The sequence below is a fragment of the Micromonospora sp. HK10 genome, assembly GCF_000982955.1.
GTDB lineage: Bacteria > Actinomycetota > Actinomycetes > Mycobacteriales > Micromonosporaceae > Micromonospora.
The window spans coordinates 18879-35827 of record NZ_KQ058661.1 but is presented as its reverse complement, the minus strand read 5'-3'; the positions used below and the strand labels follow the sequence as shown (position 1 = coordinate 35827).

General features: G+C 75.3%; 14 protein-coding genes and 2 pseudogenes. 6 read left to right on the top strand and 10 right to left on the bottom strand.

All coding sequences use genetic code 11. The annotated features are described in order from the left end of the window. Positions 1–422: 422 nt before the first annotated feature. Positions 423–3029, bottom strand: coding sequence for a glycoside hydrolase family 9 protein (locus LQ51_RS02005; RefSeq protein ID WP_046562891.1), 2607 nt, complete (start codon positions 3027–3029; stop codon positions 423–425). Positions 3030–3249: 220 nt separating this feature from the next. Here LQ51_RS02005 and LQ51_RS02000 point away from each other — a divergent pair, with 220 nt between their 5' ends. After that, the gene (locus LQ51_RS02000; protein WP_046562890.1) at positions 3250–3984 is read left to right on the top strand and encodes a PP2C family protein-serine/threonine phosphatase; all 735 of its coding nucleotides are present in this window, start codon (positions 3250–3252) and stop codon (positions 3982–3984) included. Here the strand turns inward: LQ51_RS02000 and LQ51_RS34455 are convergent. The 3 genes and pseudogenes from LQ51_RS34455 to LQ51_RS01990 all read right to left on the bottom strand — a co-directional run. After that, a pseudogene (locus LQ51_RS34455) lies at positions 3985–4968 on the bottom strand (ATP-dependent helicase C-terminal domain-containing protein); the annotation flags it as partial. Positions 4969–5097: 129 nt separating this feature from the next. Further along, positions 5098–6621 (bottom strand): annotated as a pseudogene (locus LQ51_RS34450) (helicase-related protein); the annotation flags it as partial. A 148-nt stretch (positions 6622–6769) separates the two neighbouring features. Then, complete coding sequence (locus LQ51_RS01990) at positions 6770–7588, bottom strand: SigB/SigF/SigG family RNA polymerase sigma factor (RefSeq protein WP_046562888.1); 819 nt, start codon at positions 7586–7588, stop codon at positions 6770–6772. A 342-nt stretch (positions 7589–7930) separates the two neighbouring features. Here LQ51_RS01990 and LQ51_RS01985 point away from each other — a divergent pair, with 342 nt between their 5' ends. Next, entirely contained in the window at positions 7931–8686 is a 756-nt protein-coding gene (locus LQ51_RS01985; protein WP_046562887.1) for a hypothetical protein, read from the top strand. On the opposite strand, the gene LQ51_RS01980 is transcribed toward LQ51_RS01985, so the two are convergent. Continuing rightward, entirely contained in the window at positions 8635–10224 is a 1590-nt protein-coding gene (locus LQ51_RS01980; protein WP_046562886.1) for a phospholipase D family protein, read from the bottom strand. The genes LQ51_RS01985 and LQ51_RS01980 overlap by 52 nt on opposite strands. A 126-nt stretch (positions 10225–10350) precedes the next feature. Between LQ51_RS01980 and LQ51_RS34240 the strand changes: the two genes are divergently transcribed. Next, positions 10351–10482 (top strand): hypothetical protein, encoded by a 132-nt coding sequence (locus tag LQ51_RS34240; RefSeq protein WP_255352182.1) that lies wholly within the window; start codon positions 10351–10353, stop codon positions 10480–10482. Positions 10483–10534: 52 nt separating this feature from the next. On the opposite strand, the gene LQ51_RS01975 is transcribed toward LQ51_RS34240, so the two are convergent. Both LQ51_RS01975 and LQ51_RS01970 read right to left on the bottom strand, forming a co-directional pair. Next, positions 10535–11521: a pirin family protein gene (locus tag LQ51_RS01975; RefSeq protein ID WP_046562885.1), complete on the bottom strand. Its 987-nt coding sequence runs from the start codon at positions 11519–11521 to the stop codon at positions 10535–10537. 10 nt (positions 11522–11531) lie between these two features. Continuing rightward, on the bottom strand, positions 11532–12014 hold the full coding sequence (locus tag LQ51_RS01970; protein WP_046562884.1) for a MarR family winged helix-turn-helix transcriptional regulator: 483 nt from the start codon (positions 12012–12014) through the stop codon (positions 11532–11534). A gap of 135 nt (positions 12015–12149) precedes the next feature. Here LQ51_RS01970 and LQ51_RS01965 point away from each other — a divergent pair, with 135 nt between their 5' ends. Next, positions 12150–12731, top strand: coding sequence for a DUF1684 domain-containing protein (locus LQ51_RS01965; RefSeq protein WP_046562883.1), 582 nt, complete (start codon positions 12150–12152; stop codon positions 12729–12731). A 54-nt stretch (positions 12732–12785) separates the two neighbouring features. Here LQ51_RS01965 and LQ51_RS01960 read toward each other — a convergent pair whose 3' ends face one another. Next, positions 12786–13373 carry a general stress protein gene (locus LQ51_RS01960; RefSeq protein ID WP_046562882.1) on the bottom strand — a complete coding sequence of 196 codons (588 nt, stop codon included), beginning with the start codon at positions 13371–13373 and terminating at the stop codon, positions 12786–12788. A gap of 308 nt (positions 13374–13681) precedes the next feature. On the opposite strand from LQ51_RS01960, the gene LQ51_RS01955 reads away from it, so the two are divergent. Next, positions 13682–14182 carry a metallophosphoesterase family protein gene (locus LQ51_RS01955; protein ID WP_046562881.1) on the top strand — a complete coding sequence of 167 codons (501 nt, stop codon included), beginning with the start codon at positions 13682–13684 and terminating at the stop codon, positions 14180–14182. Position 14183: 1 nt separating this feature from the next. Here LQ51_RS01955 and LQ51_RS01950 read toward each other — a convergent pair whose 3' ends face one another. Further along, the gene (locus tag LQ51_RS01950) at positions 14184–14411 is read right to left on the bottom strand and encodes a DUF3072 domain-containing protein (protein WP_369799811.1); all 228 of its coding nucleotides are present in this window, start codon (positions 14409–14411) and stop codon (positions 14184–14186) included. Positions 14412–14459: 48 nt separating this feature from the next. On the opposite strand from LQ51_RS01950, the gene LQ51_RS01945 reads away from it, so the two are divergent. After that, positions 14460–15446, top strand: coding sequence for an NAD(P)/FAD-dependent oxidoreductase (locus LQ51_RS01945; protein WP_046562902.1), 987 nt, complete (start codon positions 14460–14462; stop codon positions 15444–15446). A 179-nt stretch (positions 15447–15625) separates the two neighbouring features. Here the strand turns inward: LQ51_RS01945 and LQ51_RS01940 are convergent, their stop codons facing one another. Beyond that, positions 15626–16921 (bottom strand): cation:proton antiporter, encoded by a 1296-nt coding sequence (locus tag LQ51_RS01940; RefSeq protein ID WP_046562880.1) that lies wholly within the window; start codon positions 16919–16921, stop codon positions 15626–15628. Between the last annotated feature and the right edge of the window lie 28 nt (positions 16922–16949).

The window sequence follows — 16949 nt, the reverse complement described above, 5'->3', positions numbered from 1 at the left end:
GACGGGCCCGGTCGGCGGCACGGTTGAGTCGCTGACGACATCAGGTCGACAGCGTCTCAGGGAACCATCGCCGGCTGGCTCGGGCTGGCCCGCCGACGCAGCTGACCTGGTTGACCTTTTGGCCCGGCTGGCCCGCTGACCTTTTGGCCCGCTGGCCCTGCTGGCCCTGCTGGCCCTGCTGGCCCTGCTGGCCCTGCTGGCCCTGCTGGCCCTGCTGGCCCTGCTGGCCCCGCTGGCCCTGCTGGCCCGCTGGCCCTGCTGGCCCGGCTGACCCGCCCCAGGGCCGATCCGCTGGCCCGGCCGGCCGGCGGGAAAGACGGCGAGGAAGCGCGGTGGGAAGGGCGGCGGGGAGGTGGCGGGGAGGTGCGGCGGGGAAGGGTGGTCGCCCGGTGTGGGCGGCCACCCTTCCCCCGGGTCCTGGCTCAGGACAGGGTGCAGGCGGAGCCGTTGAGGGTGATCAGGTTGGGGTTGGGGTTGGGGCCGCCGGCCGTCAACCCGTTCAGGCCAAAGGTGATCGACGCGCCCGGCATGATCTTCGCGTTGTACGACTCGTTCTTCGCCGTGACCGTGGCGCCGGACTGGCTGACCTTCGCCAGCCAGGCCGTGTCCACCTTCTGGTCGCCGGTGAACGCCCAGCGCAGGCTCCAGCCGTTGACCGCCGTGGGGCCGGTGTTGCGCACGGTGACCTGGGTGGTGAAGCCACCCGTCCAGCTGCCGTGGGTGGTGTAGGTGACGGCGCAGCGCGCCGCCGGCACCGCCCCGGCGTCACCCTGGTCGGCGAGGAAGGACGCCAGCCAGGCCAGCGCCGAGTTCCAGTTGATCGCCACCTCGTTGGTCGAGTACGAGTTGATGTCGTCGACGTAGCAGAACATCGGCTTGCAGCCGGCCAGCAGGTTGGCCACGAACGGGTCTTGGAGGGCGGCGTTCGCGCCGCCGGCGAGGGAGCCCGCGGGCGGGTTCGGCAGGTTCGGGTCCAGCTGGTGGGCGAAGATCCGGCTGTGCTGGTTGCGGGCGTGCTGCTCGCCCCAGCCGGTCACGTACGACATGTTCAGCGCGTTGCGGCCGAGCAGGTAGTCGGCGCTCTGCACCGCCCCGTCCCGGTAGCGGGCGTCGCGGGTCAGGTCGAAGGCGGTGCCCAGCACGATCGCGTTGTTCACGAGGTTGCTGTTGCCGCCCCAGACGTACGAGCCGGCGTCGCCGGGCAGCGGCAGTCCGTACGCCTGCTCCCGGACGGTGGCCAGGTAGCGGTCGGCGGCGGCGGTCACCGACGCCCGCACCCGGGTCCGGTCGGCGGCGGGCAGCGCGCTGGGCACGGTGGCCAGGTCGAGCCGGCCGAGCGCGGCGACGCTCTGCCAGCCGAACGCGCCACCGGCGGCGAAGACGTCGGCGGTGTGCAGCGGCGAGGCGGTGACGTCGGTCAGGTACGCCTGGTCCCCGGTGCTCAGCCACAGTTCGGCGGCCGCCCAGTAGAACTCGTCGGTCACGTTCGAGTCGTCGTACGAACCACCACCGTTGCCGTCGGCCGCCGAGGCGTAGACCGCCGGGTGGGCCTTGGCCGCCGCGTACGCGGTCTTCGCGGCGGTGCCGCAGCGGGTCGCGAAGGCGGCGTCGTAGGGGGCGTACAGCCGGGCGCACTGGGCGGCGACGGCGGCCAGGTTGAGGGTGGCCGCGGTGGACGGCGGGTGCAGCTCGCGCGGCTGCGGGTCGTCCTGCGGGGCGAGCGGCAGCCCGGTCCAGTTGCGATCGTGGATCTTGTGGTGCACCATCCCGGCGAGCGGCTGGCCCGCCGGCACCTGCATGCGCAGCAGGAACTCCAGCTCCCACCGCGCCTCGTCGAGGACGTCGGGGACCTGGTTGCCCCGCTCGGGCACCCGCAGGGTGGCGTCGCCCAGCCCCGCGCCGCCGGCGGCGGTCTCCGCGGTCTTCGTCCGCTCGAAGGTGTTCAGCAGCTGGTAGGTGGCGATGCCGCCGTTGACCACGTACTTGCCGTGGTCGCCGGCGTCGTACCAGCCGCCGCGCACGTCCAGCCGGTAGTCGCAGACCCCGGCCTGGCAGGGCACGTCGGTGTCGCCCTGGTTGGGGGCCACCCCGAGGTGGCCGGCCGGGCGGGCGTACGCCGCGCCGAGCAGGTCACCGTCGATCGGGGTGCCGCTGCGCTGGGCGTAGAAGAACTGGAGCGAGTCGGCGCGCAGCCGGTCGTAGAGGGCGCCGGAGATGTCGAACGGGTGGCTGGTCTCGCCGTCGACGGTGAGCGTGTAGCCGGTGCCCGGGGTGCGGAAGGCGGAGAAGTCGACGGTCTGCACGTTCTGCCCGGAGGCGGCGTCCACGCCGCGCGGGGCGCTCTGCCCGTCGGCCACCACCGTGCCCCCGGCCGACCGCAGCTGCCAGGGCAGCGGGTCGGTGGCGTCGGTGACCACCGTGGCGTGCTTCGGCCCGCCGGGCAGGTAGCCGACCTGGTTGACCCGCACCCGTGGCCCGGTGTCCGGCTCGTACGGCGGGGCGGCCTCGCCGCCGCGCAGCGAGACGTTGTCCAGGCAGATGGTCTGCGCGTCGGCGCTGCCGCCGACCTGGAAGATCAGCTGGGCGGACGGGTTGTCGGCCGGCGCGGTGAAGGTCTTGTCCACGTGCACCGACCCGGGGGTGGCGGTGGCGCCGGCTTCGGCGTACGTGGTGTAGGGGGCGCTGCCCAGTTGCAGGACCGCCTTGACGGCCGAGCCGGGGGTGGCGGAGACGTCGAAGGAGAGTTCGTACTCGGCGCCGGCGATCAGCGACACCGCGTCCTGGCCGATGCCGGCGTCCCAGAGATTGGCCAGGCCGCCGGGGACGGTGGTGCAGAGCCGGCCGTCGGTGACCGCGAGCGCGTCGGTGCCGTAGGAGAACCAGGGGGAGGTGCCGTCGCTGAAGTCGCCGTTGCGGATCTGCTCGGGCGCGTCCGGTGGCACCTCGGCATGGGCCACGCCGGCGGTCGCGGTGAGCACCAGGGTGGTGGCCGCGGCCAGCGCGGTGAGGCGGCGTCGGGATGGGGTCACGGAGGTTCCTTCCGTGCGGGGGTGGTGGGGGAACGCGAGGCGGCAGCGCTGGGAGCGCTCCCACCTGTCCGGGCAGATGTTTCCAGCGCGTTCCTCCGCTGTCAATTGACGCCGTCCGATGGGCCGGCGACCGGTCGCGCGAGTGAGATTCGCCGCGCCACGCAGCCTCGTCCTGATCTCCTAGAGACAACTGCGCCCTTCGCCTGGCAGGCTGCCACCCATGACCCTGAAGCTTCGTTCCGTCGGGGCGAGCGACCGAGGGCTGATCCGCAGCGGGAACCAGGACGCGCTCCACGCCGGCAGCTGGCTCGTCGCCGTCGCCGACGGCATGGGCGGGATGGCGGCCGGTGATCTGGCCAGCCGGATCACCATCGACGCGATGGCCCCGCTCGACCTGGAGACACCCGAGGACGCGTTGGTCGCCGCCCTGCAGGGCGGCATCGAGGTGGCCACCACGCGGATCCGGCGGGCCGTCGAGGAGGACCCGGAACGCCAGGGCATGGGCACCACCCTGACCGCGCTGCTCTTCGCCCGTACCGGCAGCTGCCTGGCCCTGGCCCACGTCGGCGACTCCCGGGCCTACCTCTACCGGGAGGGCGTGCTCAAGCAGGTCACCCGGGACGACACCTTCGTGCAGATGCTGGTCGACCAGGGCGTGATCACCGCGGAGCAGGCCAGCAGCCACCCCCGCCGGGCGGTGGTGACCCAGGCGTTGCAGGGCGACGAGGTCTCCCCGGCGTACGCGACGATGGTGCCCTGGGCCGGCGACCGCTGGCTGCTGTGCAGCGACGGTCTGTCGAACGTGGTGCGCGCGGACACCCTCGCCGAGGTGCTCGGCGGTTACCCGGACCGCGAGGCGTGCGCGGCCAAACTGATCGACCTGGCGCTGCGCGCCGGCGGCCCGGACAACGTCACCGTGCTCATCGCCGACGTGGTGGAGGAGGAGCCGGCCTGATCAGCGCCGCCGGGGTGTGGCGTGTCGGGTCGGCTCGGCGCTGGTCGGGTCCTCCGGCCACGGGTGCCGGGGATAGCGGCCGCGCAGCTCGGCACGGACCTGCGGGTAGCCGGTCCGCCAGAAGGAGGCCAGGTCGGCGGTGACCGCCACCGGCCGGCCGGCGGGGGAGAGCAGGTGCAGCAGCACCGGCACCCGCCCGTCGGCCAGCCGCGGCGCGTCCCGCCAGCCGAAGGTCTCCTGCACCTTCACCGGCAGCACCGGGGCGGCCGGGTCGGTGTAGTCGACCCGGATCCGCGAGCCGCTGGGCACCGGGAGCCGTTCCGGCGCCAGCTCGTCCAGCCGGGCCGCCTGCCGCCAGTCGAGCAGCCGGCGTAGCGCCACCGCCACGTCGATCCGGGCCAGGTCGGCCCGGCGCCGGGCGCGGGCCAGCTCGGGCCCCAGCCAGCTGGGCGCGGCGGCGAGCAGCGCCGGGTCCGCCACGTCGGGCCAGTCGTCGCCGAGCGCCTGCCGGCAGAAGGCGAGCCGGCGACGCAGCGCGGTCGCCTCCGGCGTCCAGGTGAGCAGGCCGAGCCCGGCCTCGCGCAGGCCGGTGAGCACGGCGGCGGCGACCAGCTCCGGGTCCGGGGTGGACAGCGGCCGGTCGACCAGCTCGATCGCGCCGAGCCGGAGCACCTCCCGGGCCACCACGTCCCCGTCTGACCAGGCGACCTCGCGAGCGTCACGCAGCAACGGCCCGCCGGCCTCCCGGGCGGTCGCCTCGTCCACCGGCGTGGCCAGTCGCACCCGGGCGGTGGGCGCGCCGGGGGAGCGGTCGGCCACGGCGACCGCCAGCCACGCGGCACCGGCCAGCCCCGAACCGGCCGCCAGCTCCGCCGCGGTCCCACCGGCCATCAGGTACGCGGCGCCGCCGGCCCGCCGGGCCCGGGCCAGCCGCTCCGGGTACGCCAACCCGACCAGCAGCCCGGCGGCCAGGTCATCCCCGAGGACCTCGGCCGCCGCCCGGCGCCCGGGCCCGTCGGGCCCATCGGGCCGGCGGGCCGCGGGATCGGCGCCACCCGTCCGGGCGCCACCCGTCCCGCCGCCACCCGTCCGGCCGCCGCCACCCGCCGGGTCGCGAGGGCCGATCGCGGCCCGTAGCCGGCGGACCTCGGCACGCCAACGGCTGGTGGCCGCGGGGTCGGTGCCGCCGCGCAGGCGGCGCCAGAGGGCGGTGAGGTCGTCCGTGCCGCCGGGCAGCGTGTCGTCGGCGAGCAGTGCGACGATCTCGGCGGCCCGGTCCGCGCCGACCCGCTGCGCCCCGTCCAGCAGCGCGCGGGCCAGCCGGGGATGCGCCCCGACCGCGGCGACGGCCCGGCCGCGGGCGGTGATCCGGCCGTCGGCGTCCACCGCGCCCAGGGTGGCCAACGTCTCCCGGGCCACCGTGAGGGCGGCCGGCGGGGGCGGATCGGGCAGCGCCAGGCCCGCCCCGTCGGGGTCGCCCCAGGCGGCCAGTTCCAGCGCGAACCCGGTCAGGTCGGCGGTGGCGATCTCCGGTTCCGGCTGCGGGGCCAGCCGGGCGTGCGTCGCCTCCGACCAGCACCGGTAGACCGCCCCGGGGGCCTCCCGGCCGGCCCGGCCGGCCCGCTGGGTGGCCGCGGCCCGGGACACCGGCACGGTGACCAGCGCGCCCAGACCGCGGGCCAGGTCGGTGCGGGCCACCCGGCTGAGTCCGGCGTCGACCACCACGCGTACCCCGGGCACGGTGAGGCTGCTCTCCGCCACAGCGGTGGCCAGCACCACCCGGCGCCCCGGTGACGCACCGGCTGTGGCCGGGCGCAGCGCCGCGTCCTGGGCGGTCGCGGACAGCCGGCCGTGCAGCGGCAGCACCGCCACGCCGTCCCCCAGGCCGGTCAGGCGGGCCGACACCGCGGCGATCTCGCCCGCCCCGGGCAGGAAGACCAGCACGTCCCCGTTCCGCTCGCGCAGCGCCCGGCGCACGGTACCCGCCACGTGGTCGAGCAGGGCCGGGTCGACCCGGCCGGCCCCGGGGGCGGCGACCGGCCGGGGCGGCGGCGCCCAGATCCGGGTGACCGGGTGCAGGGCCGCCTCGGCCCGGACCACCGGCGCCGGCCGGTGGGCCCCGCCCAGCAGCGCGGCGAACCGGTCCGCCTGCGGCGTGGCCGACATGGCCAGCAGCCACAGGTCGGGCCGGAGCGCGGCGCGGGACTCCACGGCGAAGGCCAGCGCCAGGTCGGCGTCGAGGTGCCGCTCGTGGCACTCGTCGAGCAGCACCGCGCCCACGCCGGGCAGCTCCGGATCCCGGTGCAGCCGGCGGACCAGCAGCCCGGTGGTGACCACCTCGACCCGGGTCCGCGGGCCGGTGCGGCGCTCGCCGCGCACCGCGTACCCGATCCGGCCGCCGACCGGCTCGCCGAGCAGGGCGGCCATCCGGCGCGCGGCGGCCCGCGCGGCGACCCGGCGGGGCTGGGCGATCAGCACCGTGCCGGGCACCTCGTCGGCGACCGCGAGTGGCGCCAGGGTGGTCTTGCCGGTGCCGGGCGGGGCCACCAGGACCGCCGTGCCCGCCCCGTGCAGGGCCCGGACCAGCGCCGGCAGCACCGGCCGGACCGGCAGGTCGAGGGGGACGTCGGCAAGCACGCCCCCACTGTCGCACCCGGGCCGGCGGGCGGCCACGCGCCTACCGCCGCGGCGGGCAACCGGAACGGCCCGGCCGGCGAACCGCCGACCGGGCCAGCGTGGACACGACGGTGGCCGGGCCCGCCGACCCGGCCACCGTCACCACCCCCTAGTACGTTCCGTCCAGCTGCCCCCGCAGCTTGTTGAGCGCCCGGGCCAGCAGCCGGGACACGTGCATCTGGGAGACGCCGATCTGCTCGGCGATCTGCGACTGGGTCAGGTTGCCGTAGAAGCGCAGGGTGAGGATCTTCTGCTCACGCTCGTCCAGCGTGGCCAGCGCCGGGCCGAGGGCGACCCGCAGCTCGGCCAGCTCGAACTCGCCGTCCTCGCCGCCGAGCAGGTCGCCCAGCTCGGTGGCCCGGTCCCCGTCTCCGGTGGGCGTGGACAGCGACACCGCGTTGTACGCGCGGGCGCCCTCCAGCCCTTCCAGCACCTCTTCCTCGGTGAGGTTGAGGTGGGCGGCGATGTCGGCGACCGTCGGCGAGCGGCCCAGGGTCTGCAGCAGCGTGCTGTTCGCGTCGGAGATGGCCAGCCGCAGCTCCTGCAGCCGGCGGGGCACCCGGATGTCCCAGGTGCGGTCCCGGAAGTGCCGCTTCAGCTCGCCGATGATGGTCGGGATGGCGTAGCCGGCGAAGTCGACACCGCGGGACGGGTCGAACTTGTCGATCGCCTTGATCAGGCCGACCGCGGCGGTCTGGGCCAGGTCGTCGGTGGGCTCGCCGCGACCGCTGTAGCGGTGGGCGAGGTGGTTGGCCAGCGGCAACCAGGCCTCGATCGCCCGGTCCCGCAGCGCGGCGCGGGACGGGTGGTGCGCCGGCAGGGCGGCCATCGCGTGCAGCAGGTCGGTGGCGCTGTCGGTCAGGCTGCGCGGGTCAAGCCTGGTGGTGGCCGGCGCGGTGGCCGGCCCGTGCACAGTCCTCGCGGTCATGGGTGGTCCTCCCTGCACCTCGTCCGCGGAAAATGACGTGACGCTTAGGTTTAGCGGGTTGTCGTACGTTCGGAAGTCACCTTAGCCTGATCGGCTTGCAGAAATCTAGCCGAAAGTACGATGTACTTACCGGGCATCAAGCGTGGTAAAGGGTGGAAACGCGCGAAACGGTGGTCGGCCCCTGGGTCTGACGAGCCGGATGGCGGGTCCGCTTCGGTGGAGTCGGTGACGCCGCGCGGTCAACGCAAAATCCGACAGCCGGCTCAGAATGTCGGCTTTCCGTCGTTGTCCTGCGGATGGGACCGCCGTAGCGTCCCTGGTGAACACATCGACGGAGGCACCGTGCTCGATCCCGCCGCTCCGCAACTCGTCGTCAACGCCCGGACGCTGCTGTTCAGCTGGCTCCCGGCGGACCCCGACGCGGTCGCGGCGCTCCTCCCGCCGGGCCTGCGCGCATGCCCCGACCACCAGGTCTTCATGAACCAGTACGTCGTCGACGACGAGACCCAGACCTCCGGCTTCGGCGCGTACTCCTGCACCTATCTCGGGGTGTGCCTCGCCGACATCGAGCCACCGATGGTCGGCGACGCCCCCGGCGGCTGGTGGTGCCACTACCTGACCTCCAGCCCCCGGGTCCGGGCGTACGCCGACGCGCGCGGAGCGCCGGCCACCGTCGGGGAGACCCGGGTGGACGTCCGGGGCGACCGGCTGGTCGCCGAGACCCTCGTCGACGGGGTGCCGCTGATCCGCTCGGTGGCCCGGGTGGGTGACACCGGCAACCGGGTGTTCAGCGGCCACCACCGTTACCTGACCGTCCGGGACGGCGAGCGGATCGCGGTCGACTACCCGTTCGTCGCGGAGCCGGTCACCCCGTTCGAGATCGAGTCGCTGGAGTTCCTCCTCCCCGGCCACCCGGCGCACGCGCTACGGCCGGCCAACCCGCTCCGCATCGGCGGCGGGTTCTACTCGCCCCGGGTCTCCTTCGCCTACCCGGCCCGGCCCGGCGCGCTCGACGACCCCTCGGCGGCCGCCGCCGTCGGGCCGGCTCACCACGTGCCGGCGCGGCGGGCGCGCAGCGGCCTGCCGTCCGGGTCGTAGACCAGCCGGTAGATCGGCAACGCCCAGAGCCGGGTGTGCCAGGCCAGCCGCTCGGCGCGGTGCGGCCGCAGCCGGCCCGGCGGCCGGGGTCCGGTGCGCCCGCCGGCGTGCCAACGGTCCAGCGCCTCGGCCGTCGAGGTGAGTGCGGCCACCGCGTCCGCCGGGTCCAGCAGATCGGCGTCCTGCCCGCCGTCCGGGTCCCGGTCCAGGTGCTCCCGCCACAGCCGCAGCCGCAGGTCCCGCGCGAAGACCCGGGCGCCGTCGCCCAGCCCGGCCGGGTCGGCGGGGGCCCGCTCGTCGCGGGTCTCGTCCAGCACGGCGCAGGACAGCTCGCTGTCGTGCGTCCAGGACCGGCGGTTGAAGTTGTCGCTGCCCACGCTCGCCCAGACGTCGTCGACCACACAGACCTTGGCGTGCACGTAGACCGGGGTGCCCTCGTGGTTCTCCACGTCGAAGACGTGCACCCGGTCCGGGGCGGCCCGGTGGCACAGCGCCAGCGCCTGCTCGCGACCCACCATGTTGGGCGGCAGCGCCAACCGGCCGTCCACGTCCGGGTGCCGGGGCACGACCGCCACCAGGTGCAGCTCCGGCTGCGCGCGCAGCGCCTCGGCGAAGAGTTCCGCCACCTCGGTCGACCAGAGGTACTGGTCCTCCAGATAGATCAGCCGGCGGGCCCGGCGGATCGCCTTGGTGTAGCCGCGGGCCACCGTCCGCTCTCCATTCGGGGCGAACCGGTAGCGCGGCCGGACCGCCGGGTAGGTGCGCAGCACCTGGATCCGGTGCGGCCCGCACGGCGGCGGATCGGCCGGCTGTTCGGGCAGCGGATCGGGGCTCAGGTCGGCGCCGCGCAGCCGGTCGCGCAGGTACGCCATCGGGTTCTCCGAGTCCAGCGGCATCGGGTCGGTCCACCGCTCCCGGAAGGTGGTGTCCAGGGCGCCGACGACCGGCCCGCGTAGCGCGAGCTGCACGTCGTGCCAGGGTGGGCGCCCGCCGTAGCGCGGGGACATGGCCACCGGCTGCGGGTCGCCCCGGTGGGTGGCGTCGTCGCGCCGGCTGTGGCACAGGTCGATCCCGCCGGCGAACGCGATGTCCCGCGCCGGGTCGTCCGGGTGGCGCAGCACCACCAGCTTCTGGTGGTGCGAGCCGCCCCGCCGGACCCGCTGGTCGAGCAGCACCTCGCCGCCGGCCGCGCAGATCGCCTCGCTGAGGCTGCGGTTCTCCGCCTCGCTGTAGGAGAGCTTGTCCAGGTGGGAGCGCCAGATCAACCCCTTGACCAGCACGCCGCGCTGGGCGGCCTGGGCGAACAGCTGCACCACGGTCGGGCCGTCCGGGCGCATCCGCTGATCGGGGTCGCCCCGCCAGTCGGTGAAGAAGAGGTGGTCGCCGGCCTTGAGCGCGGAGACCTCGTCGACCAGCCGGTCGAAGTACGCGGACCCGTGAATCAGCGGCTCGGCGAGGTTTCCCGTCGTCCAGACGGGTAAAGCAGAGCCTGGGTTGGCACGTTCCTGTGCGGTGAGGAACCACTCCCGCGTCGTCACGTTCCAGCCTCCCGAGGTCGACAACGTCCTCACGGTAGGACCCCCGGGACCGCCCCGCACGCCGGCCGACCGGCGGTGGGCTCCCCGGTGGGCCGCCGCCAAACATCCAGACGAGGAGGCCGCACCATGCCCGCCGAGACGACGAACACCGCCGGGACCGAGTACCGCGAGCAGGCGGTCGAGGGGGAGCGGGGTGCCGTGGTGGCGGTCTTGGTGATGGTGCTCCTCGGCGTGGCCGGCATCTTCGCCGTCTCCTGACCCGGCGGGCGCCCCGGGGGACCCGGGACGCCCGTACCCGCGGTGCCGGGGGTCAGGGCCGGGCGGCCTCGCCGCCGGTGTGCGGCAGCCGCGCGGCCGGGATCACGCCGAGCCGGCCGGCCTGGTAGTCCTCGAACGCCTGGACCAGCTCGGCCCGGGTGTTCATCACGAACGGGCCGTAGTGCGCCACCGGCTCCCGGATCGGCAGCCCACCCATGATGTACAGCTCCAGCGCCGGCGTGTTCGAGTCCTGCCGGGGGTCGGCGGTGACCCGCAGCGCGTCACCCGGGCCGTGCACCGCGAGCTGGCCGAGCTGGATCGGCCGGCGCTCGGTGCCGACGGTGCCCCGGCCGGCCAGCACGTAGACCAGCGCGTTGAAGTCCGGCCGCCAGGGCAGGCTCAGCTCGGCACCCGGCTGAAGCGTCACGTGGGCGATGGTGATCGGGGTGTGGGTCGAGCCCGGGCCGCGGTGCCCGGCGACCTCGCCCGCGATCACCCGGATCAGCGCGCCGCCGTCCGGCGTGGTGAGCAGCGCCGACTCCCGGCCGCGGATGTCCTGGTAGCGCGGCGGGTTCATCTTGGCCGCCCGGGGCAGGTTCACCCAGAGCTGCAGGCCGTGGAACAGCCCTCCGCTCATCACCAGGTGCTCCGGCGGCGCCTCGATGTGCAGCAGGCCGCTGCCGGCCGTCATCCACTGGGTGTCGCCGTCGGTGATGGTGCCGCCGCCGCCCTGCGAGTCCTGGTGGTCCATGATCCCGTCGATCATGTAGGTCACCGTCTCGAAGCCGCGGTGCGGATGCCACGGGGTGCCCTTCGGCTCGCCCGGGGCGTAGTCCACCTCGCCCATCTGGTCCAGGTGGATGAACGGGTCCAGCTCGGTCAGCGGCACCCCGGCGAAGGCCCGGCGGACCGGGAAGCCCTCTCCCTCGTACCCGCTCGGCGCGGTGGTCAGCCGGCGGACCGGGCGGAACGTGGTGTTCTCGGCCAGCTCCGGCAGGCGGGGCAGGACGAGGACGTCGTCGACGGTGATGGCGGGCATCGGGGGCTCCTTAGTTGTCGGCCGGGGTGGACGACGCGTCGCGGTCGGCGCGCAGGCGCCGGCCGAGCCGCTCGAAGACCCGGGTGAGGCAGGCGACCTCGGCGTCGTCGAGGTCGTCGATCAGGTGGGTACGCACGGAGCGCAGGTGGTGCGGCGCGGCCTCGCGCAGGGTCAGCAGGCCGGCGGCGGTGAGCACCGCCTCGCTGCCCCGGCGGTCGCCCGGGCAGGCCTCCTTGGCGACCAGGCCGCGTTTCTGCATCGAGGTGATCTGGTACGTGAGCCGGCTGGGGGAGAAGACCAGCCGGTCGGCCAGCTCGCCCATCCGCAGCCGCTGCCCCGGCGCCTCGGAGAGCAGCACCAGCACGTGGTAGTCGGCGAAGCTCAGCTCGCTGTCCGCGCGCAGGTCGTCCTCGAGCTGGGTGAACAGCCGCTGGCTCGACTCGATGTACGCGCGCCAGCAGGCCAGCCGCTCCGCGTCCAGGCTCTCCGTCATGGCCACGACAGTAGCACTATTTAAAATTTAAACAAGCGCTCGGTCAGCGGTGTGAGCAGCGGTACAACGATCGTTGACGGTGAGCCTTTTCAAAACCGAACTGAGCCGGTCCCAGCGGCGGGCTAGGGTCGAGGGGTGGATGATCTCGACCTGCTGGACTGGCGCGAGCGGATGGCCCGGCTCTACCTCTCCGACCTCGACCTGGCCGGCTTCCGGGCTGCCCGGGACGAGCTGTTCCGGACCCACCCGAGCAGCCCGCTGCCCGCCGCCGAGCGGTCCGGCGTCGGCCTGCGCTGGTACCCGCCCGACCCGGCGGCCGTCGTCGAGGCGCCGCTGCGACCCGCCTCGGGCACCGCGAGCATCGACACCGGCGGCCCCGACGGGGTGGTCCGGTACCGCCGGGTGGGCATCGCCGAGACCCCCTGGGGTCCGCTCACCCTCTGGTGGATCGAGGCGTACGGGGGCGGGCTCTTCCTGCCACTGCACGACGCCACCTGCGGCGACGGGAGCTACGGCGGCGGGCGCTACCTCACCGACACGGTCAAGGGCACCTTCGGCCGGGGCCTGACCCTGCTGCCCGGCCGCCGGGTCCGGCTCGACCCGAACTACCTCTACAACCCCAGCTGCGCGTACGACGACCGTTGGGCCTGCCCGCTGGCACCGGCGGAGAACCGGGTCGCCGTGCCGATCCGGGCCGGGGAACGGGCGTACCACTGAGCGCGCCGCCGCCCCGGCGCGGCGGGCGCACCGGGGCGGGGACGGACGGTGCGGTCAGCGGGCGGTCGCGCCGGTCGGGGTGAGATGCATCCGGCCGAGCAGCTGGCGGGCCCCTTCGGCCACGTCGGCGTCCACGGTCACCGCGTACTGGCCGGCCCGCAGCGAACTGGCCGAGGTGAAGTCCCGCTGGCCCCCGGTCATGGCGTGGGCCACCGCGCCGAACACCGCGCCCCAGATCGCGCCGATCACCAGCCCGGCGAGGATCACCGCGACCCAGTTGCCCGCGGTGAAGATGCCGAAGAGCAACCCGATGAAGAGCCCGAACCAGGCGCCGGTGCCCGCACCGAGCAGCGCGGCCCGGCCGGTGGTCAACCGGCCCAGCACCGTCTCCACGAGGGTGAGGTTGGTGCCGACGATCGAGGTCCGTTCCACCGGGAACCGGTTGTCGGCCAGATAGTCCACCACCCGCTGGGCGGACGGATAGTCCGGGTACGAGCCGATCGTGACGGTCGGCGCGCCGGCCTGCGGCCCGTGCCCGTCCCCGCTGGGTGCGGCCGGGCGACCGCCCGGACCCGACGGGAGGTTGTCGCCGCCCGGCATGCCGGGCCGCCAGGCGGCGGTCGGTGTCGAGGGTCTGGTCATGAGCATCCTCCTTCGTCAACCCGCCGGGTTCCCTCCGCTGTCGAGCGGTAACCCGTCGCCACCCGCCCATCGGGCCCCGGCCCGCGGGTGTACGCCGGCCGGCCGTGGGTAGTCACCCCGGTTCGGACGCGGATCGACCCCCGACCGCTCCCGCCCGCGCCCGGCCATGTCCGCCCGCGCCCGCCCGCATCCGCCCGTGGCGGTGCGCCAACGCGTGGCGGTGCGCCGGCCCGTGCCGTGCGCCTGCGCCCGGCGGCGGCGGTGCGCCCGGCGGACGGGGACGGGTCCGGTGGGGGAGGATCGGCGGGATGGAACTGGTGATGGTGGCGGACACGCACGTGCCCAAGCGGGCGCGGGACCTGCCCGCGCCGCTCTGGGCGGCGATCGACGCCGCCGACGTGGTGCTGCACGCCGGGGACTGGGTGGACGTGGCGCTGCTCGACGCGCTGGCGGCCCGGGCCCGGCGGCTGGTCGGGGTGCACGGCAACAACGACGGGCCCGAGTTGCGCGCCCGGCTGCCCGAGGTGGCCCGGGTCGAGCTGGCCGGGCTGCGGGTCGCCGTGGTGCACGAGACCGGGCCGAAGACCGGCCGGGAGGCGCGCTGCGCGGCCCGGTTCCCCGACGACGACCTGCTCGTCTTCGGCCACTCGCACATCCCGTGGGACACCGTGGCCCCCGACGGGCTGCGGCTGCTCAACCCCGGCTCACCGACCGACCGGCGGGCCCAGCCGTACGCGACCTACCTGACCGCGCGGGTGGCGGCGGGGCGGCTCGACCGGGTCGAGCTGCACCGCCTCCCCCCGCGCTGAGTCAGGCGCCCCGTCCGGTCTCCGCCTGGAGCTCGTCGATGCGCCGGGAGGCCTCCGCCTTGGTCAGCCCCTCCGGCACCTCCTCGCCCGCCTCCCGGGCCAGGGTGCGCAGGTACGACTCCTGGGCGGCGGTCGGCGGCTCGTCGCCGGTGACCCACTCGTCGGGATCCTTCACGGCGGCGTCCGGGTTGCCAGCGGTCCGCGTGTCGTGGCGCTCAGCCATCGTCATCCCCTCTCCTTCGAACGGGTGTACCACTACCCGGGTGCCGCCGGCTTCATGCCGGCCGGCACATACGATCACCGGGTGACGTCGGGTGTCGTGGTGGTCGGCGCGGGCATCGCCGGCGTGGCGTGCGCCAACGAGCTGGTCCGGGCCGGCATCCCGGTCGAGGTCCGGGAACGGGCCCGGGTGACCGGTGGGCGGATGGCCAGCAAACGCTTCGACGGCCGGCCCGCCGACCTGGGCGCCGCCTACCTCACCGTGGACGATCCCGACTTCGCCGCGGTGGTCCAGCGGTGGCAGGCCGCCGGGCTGGTCCGGGAATGGACCGACACCTTCCTGGCGTACGGGCCGGACGGGCGCCGCGCGGTGCCCGGGCCGACCCGCTGGGCCGCGCCGCGCGGCCTGCGCTCGCTGGTCGAGCACCTGGCCGGTGACCTGCCCGTGACGCACAACCGGCTGGTCATGACCGTCGAACCCGGCCCGCGGGTGGACGGCCGCCCGGCCGAGGCCGTGGTGCTGGCCATGCCCGGACCGCAGGCGGCCCTGCTGCTCGACCCGGCCCTCGCCGCGTCCACCCGGGCGGCCGGCACGCAGCGCTGGTCGTCCACGCTGGCCGGGGTGCTGCGCTTCCCGGCCCGGCGCTGGCCGCCGTTCCCGGGCGCCTTCGTCAACGACCACCCGGTGCTCGCGCTGGTCTGCGACGACGGCGACCGGCGCGGAGACCGGGCGCCGGTGCTGGTCGCGCACACCACCCCGGCGTTCGCCGCCGGTCACCTGCTCCAGCCCACCGCCGCCGGCCCGGCCATCGAGCAGGCGGTCCGCGACCTGCTCGGGCTCCCCGAACCGGCCGAGCTGACCCACGTGCACCGGTGGACCTACGCCAAGCCCACCGCCGGCGGCGACCGGACCTACCACCTCGACGAGGACGGGATCGGCCTGGCCGGGGACGCGTTCGGCCGACCCCGGGTGCAGAGCGCCTGGCGCTCCGGGCGGGACCTGGGCCGCGCGCTGGCCGCCCGGCTGCACGCCGCCCCGGGCTGACCGCCCGGCTGCACGCCGCCCCCGGCTGACCGCCGCACATCGGGCCCGCCAACCCGCCGGAGGGCCCGATGCCCGCGCCCGTCTCCCGGCCCGGCGGGGACGCCGGCCGGTCGCGCCGGTCAGCCGGGGACGCCGGCCAGTCGCGCCGGTCAGCCGGGGACGCCGGCCAGTCGCGCCGGTCAGCCGGGGACTCCGCCCAGCGCGGGTTCGTCCGACCGGTCCCGTTCCGAGCTGTCGCGCGTCCGCTCCTCCGCCCGGTCCAGCAGTTGCATCACCGGGGTGGCCGCGATGCCGTGCACCACCACCGAGACGGTCACCACCAGCCCGACCGTGGCCCACACCAGCTCGGCCTGGGGGAACGATGTCTCACTCGTCGCGTACGCCAGGTAGTAGAACGAGCCGACGCCGCGGATGCCGAACAGGGCGATCACCCAGTGCTCGGCCGGCCGGCCCGGCGCGCCGCGCAGCGACAGCCAGGCCACCCCCGGCCGGATCACGAAGACCAGGGCCAGCCCGACCAGCGCCGCCGGCCAGGTCAGCGGGGCGAGCAGGCCGGAGATCACCGCGCCCCCGAACAGCAGCAGCAACAGCACGGTCAGCAGCCGTTCGATCTGCTCGGCGAAGTCGTGCAGCACCGAGTGGAACTCGTGGGTGCGTTCCGCCGCCCGGATCGCCCGGGCGGCCACGAACACGGCCAGGAAGCCGTACCCGCCGACCACCTCCACCAGGCCGTACGCCAGGAACGTCGCGGCCAGGGCGAGGAAGCCCTCGGCGTGCCGGGCCAGCCGGAGCGTTCTCGGCGCGCGGAAGAAGAGCTTGCCCAGCAGCCAGCCGATGAGCAGGCCGCCGCCCACGCCCACGGCGAGCTTCCAGAGCACGTCCACGGTGACCCAGTGGGCCAGCCAGTCCCGCGGGGCCAGGCTGGTGGTGGCGATGGCGATGGCCGCGTACACGAAGGGGAAGGCCAGCCCGTCGTTGAGGCCCGCCTCCGAGGTGAGCGCGAAGCGCACCTCGTCCTCGGAGTCCTCCGCGTCGGTCGGCTCGCCGACCTGCACGTCGGAGGCGAGCACCGGGTCGGTCGGGGCGAGCGCGGCGCCGAGCAGCAGCGCCGCCGCCGGCACCAGGCCGGCCCACCAGCAGCCCAGCAGCGCCACGGCGACGATGCACACCGGCATGGCGATGGCCAGCAGTCGCCAGGTCGACGACCAGCGCGCCCAGCTCAGCGGCCGGTCGATCTTCAGGCCGGCGCCCATCAGCGCCACGATCACGCCGATCTCGGTCAGGTGGGTGGTGAGCTCCGGCCAGCGCAGCGGGTCGGGGGCGGGCAGCCCGGTGGGGAGCAGGAAGACCAGCATGCCCAGCCCGAGGAAGGCGATCGGCATGGACAGCGGCCGGCGTTCCAGCAGGCGCGGCAGGATCCCCGCCAACAACGCCCCGACGCCGAGCAGCGCGAACGCGACATCCACCGGTTCCACGGCACCACCCCTCCGCCGCCCGCGGACC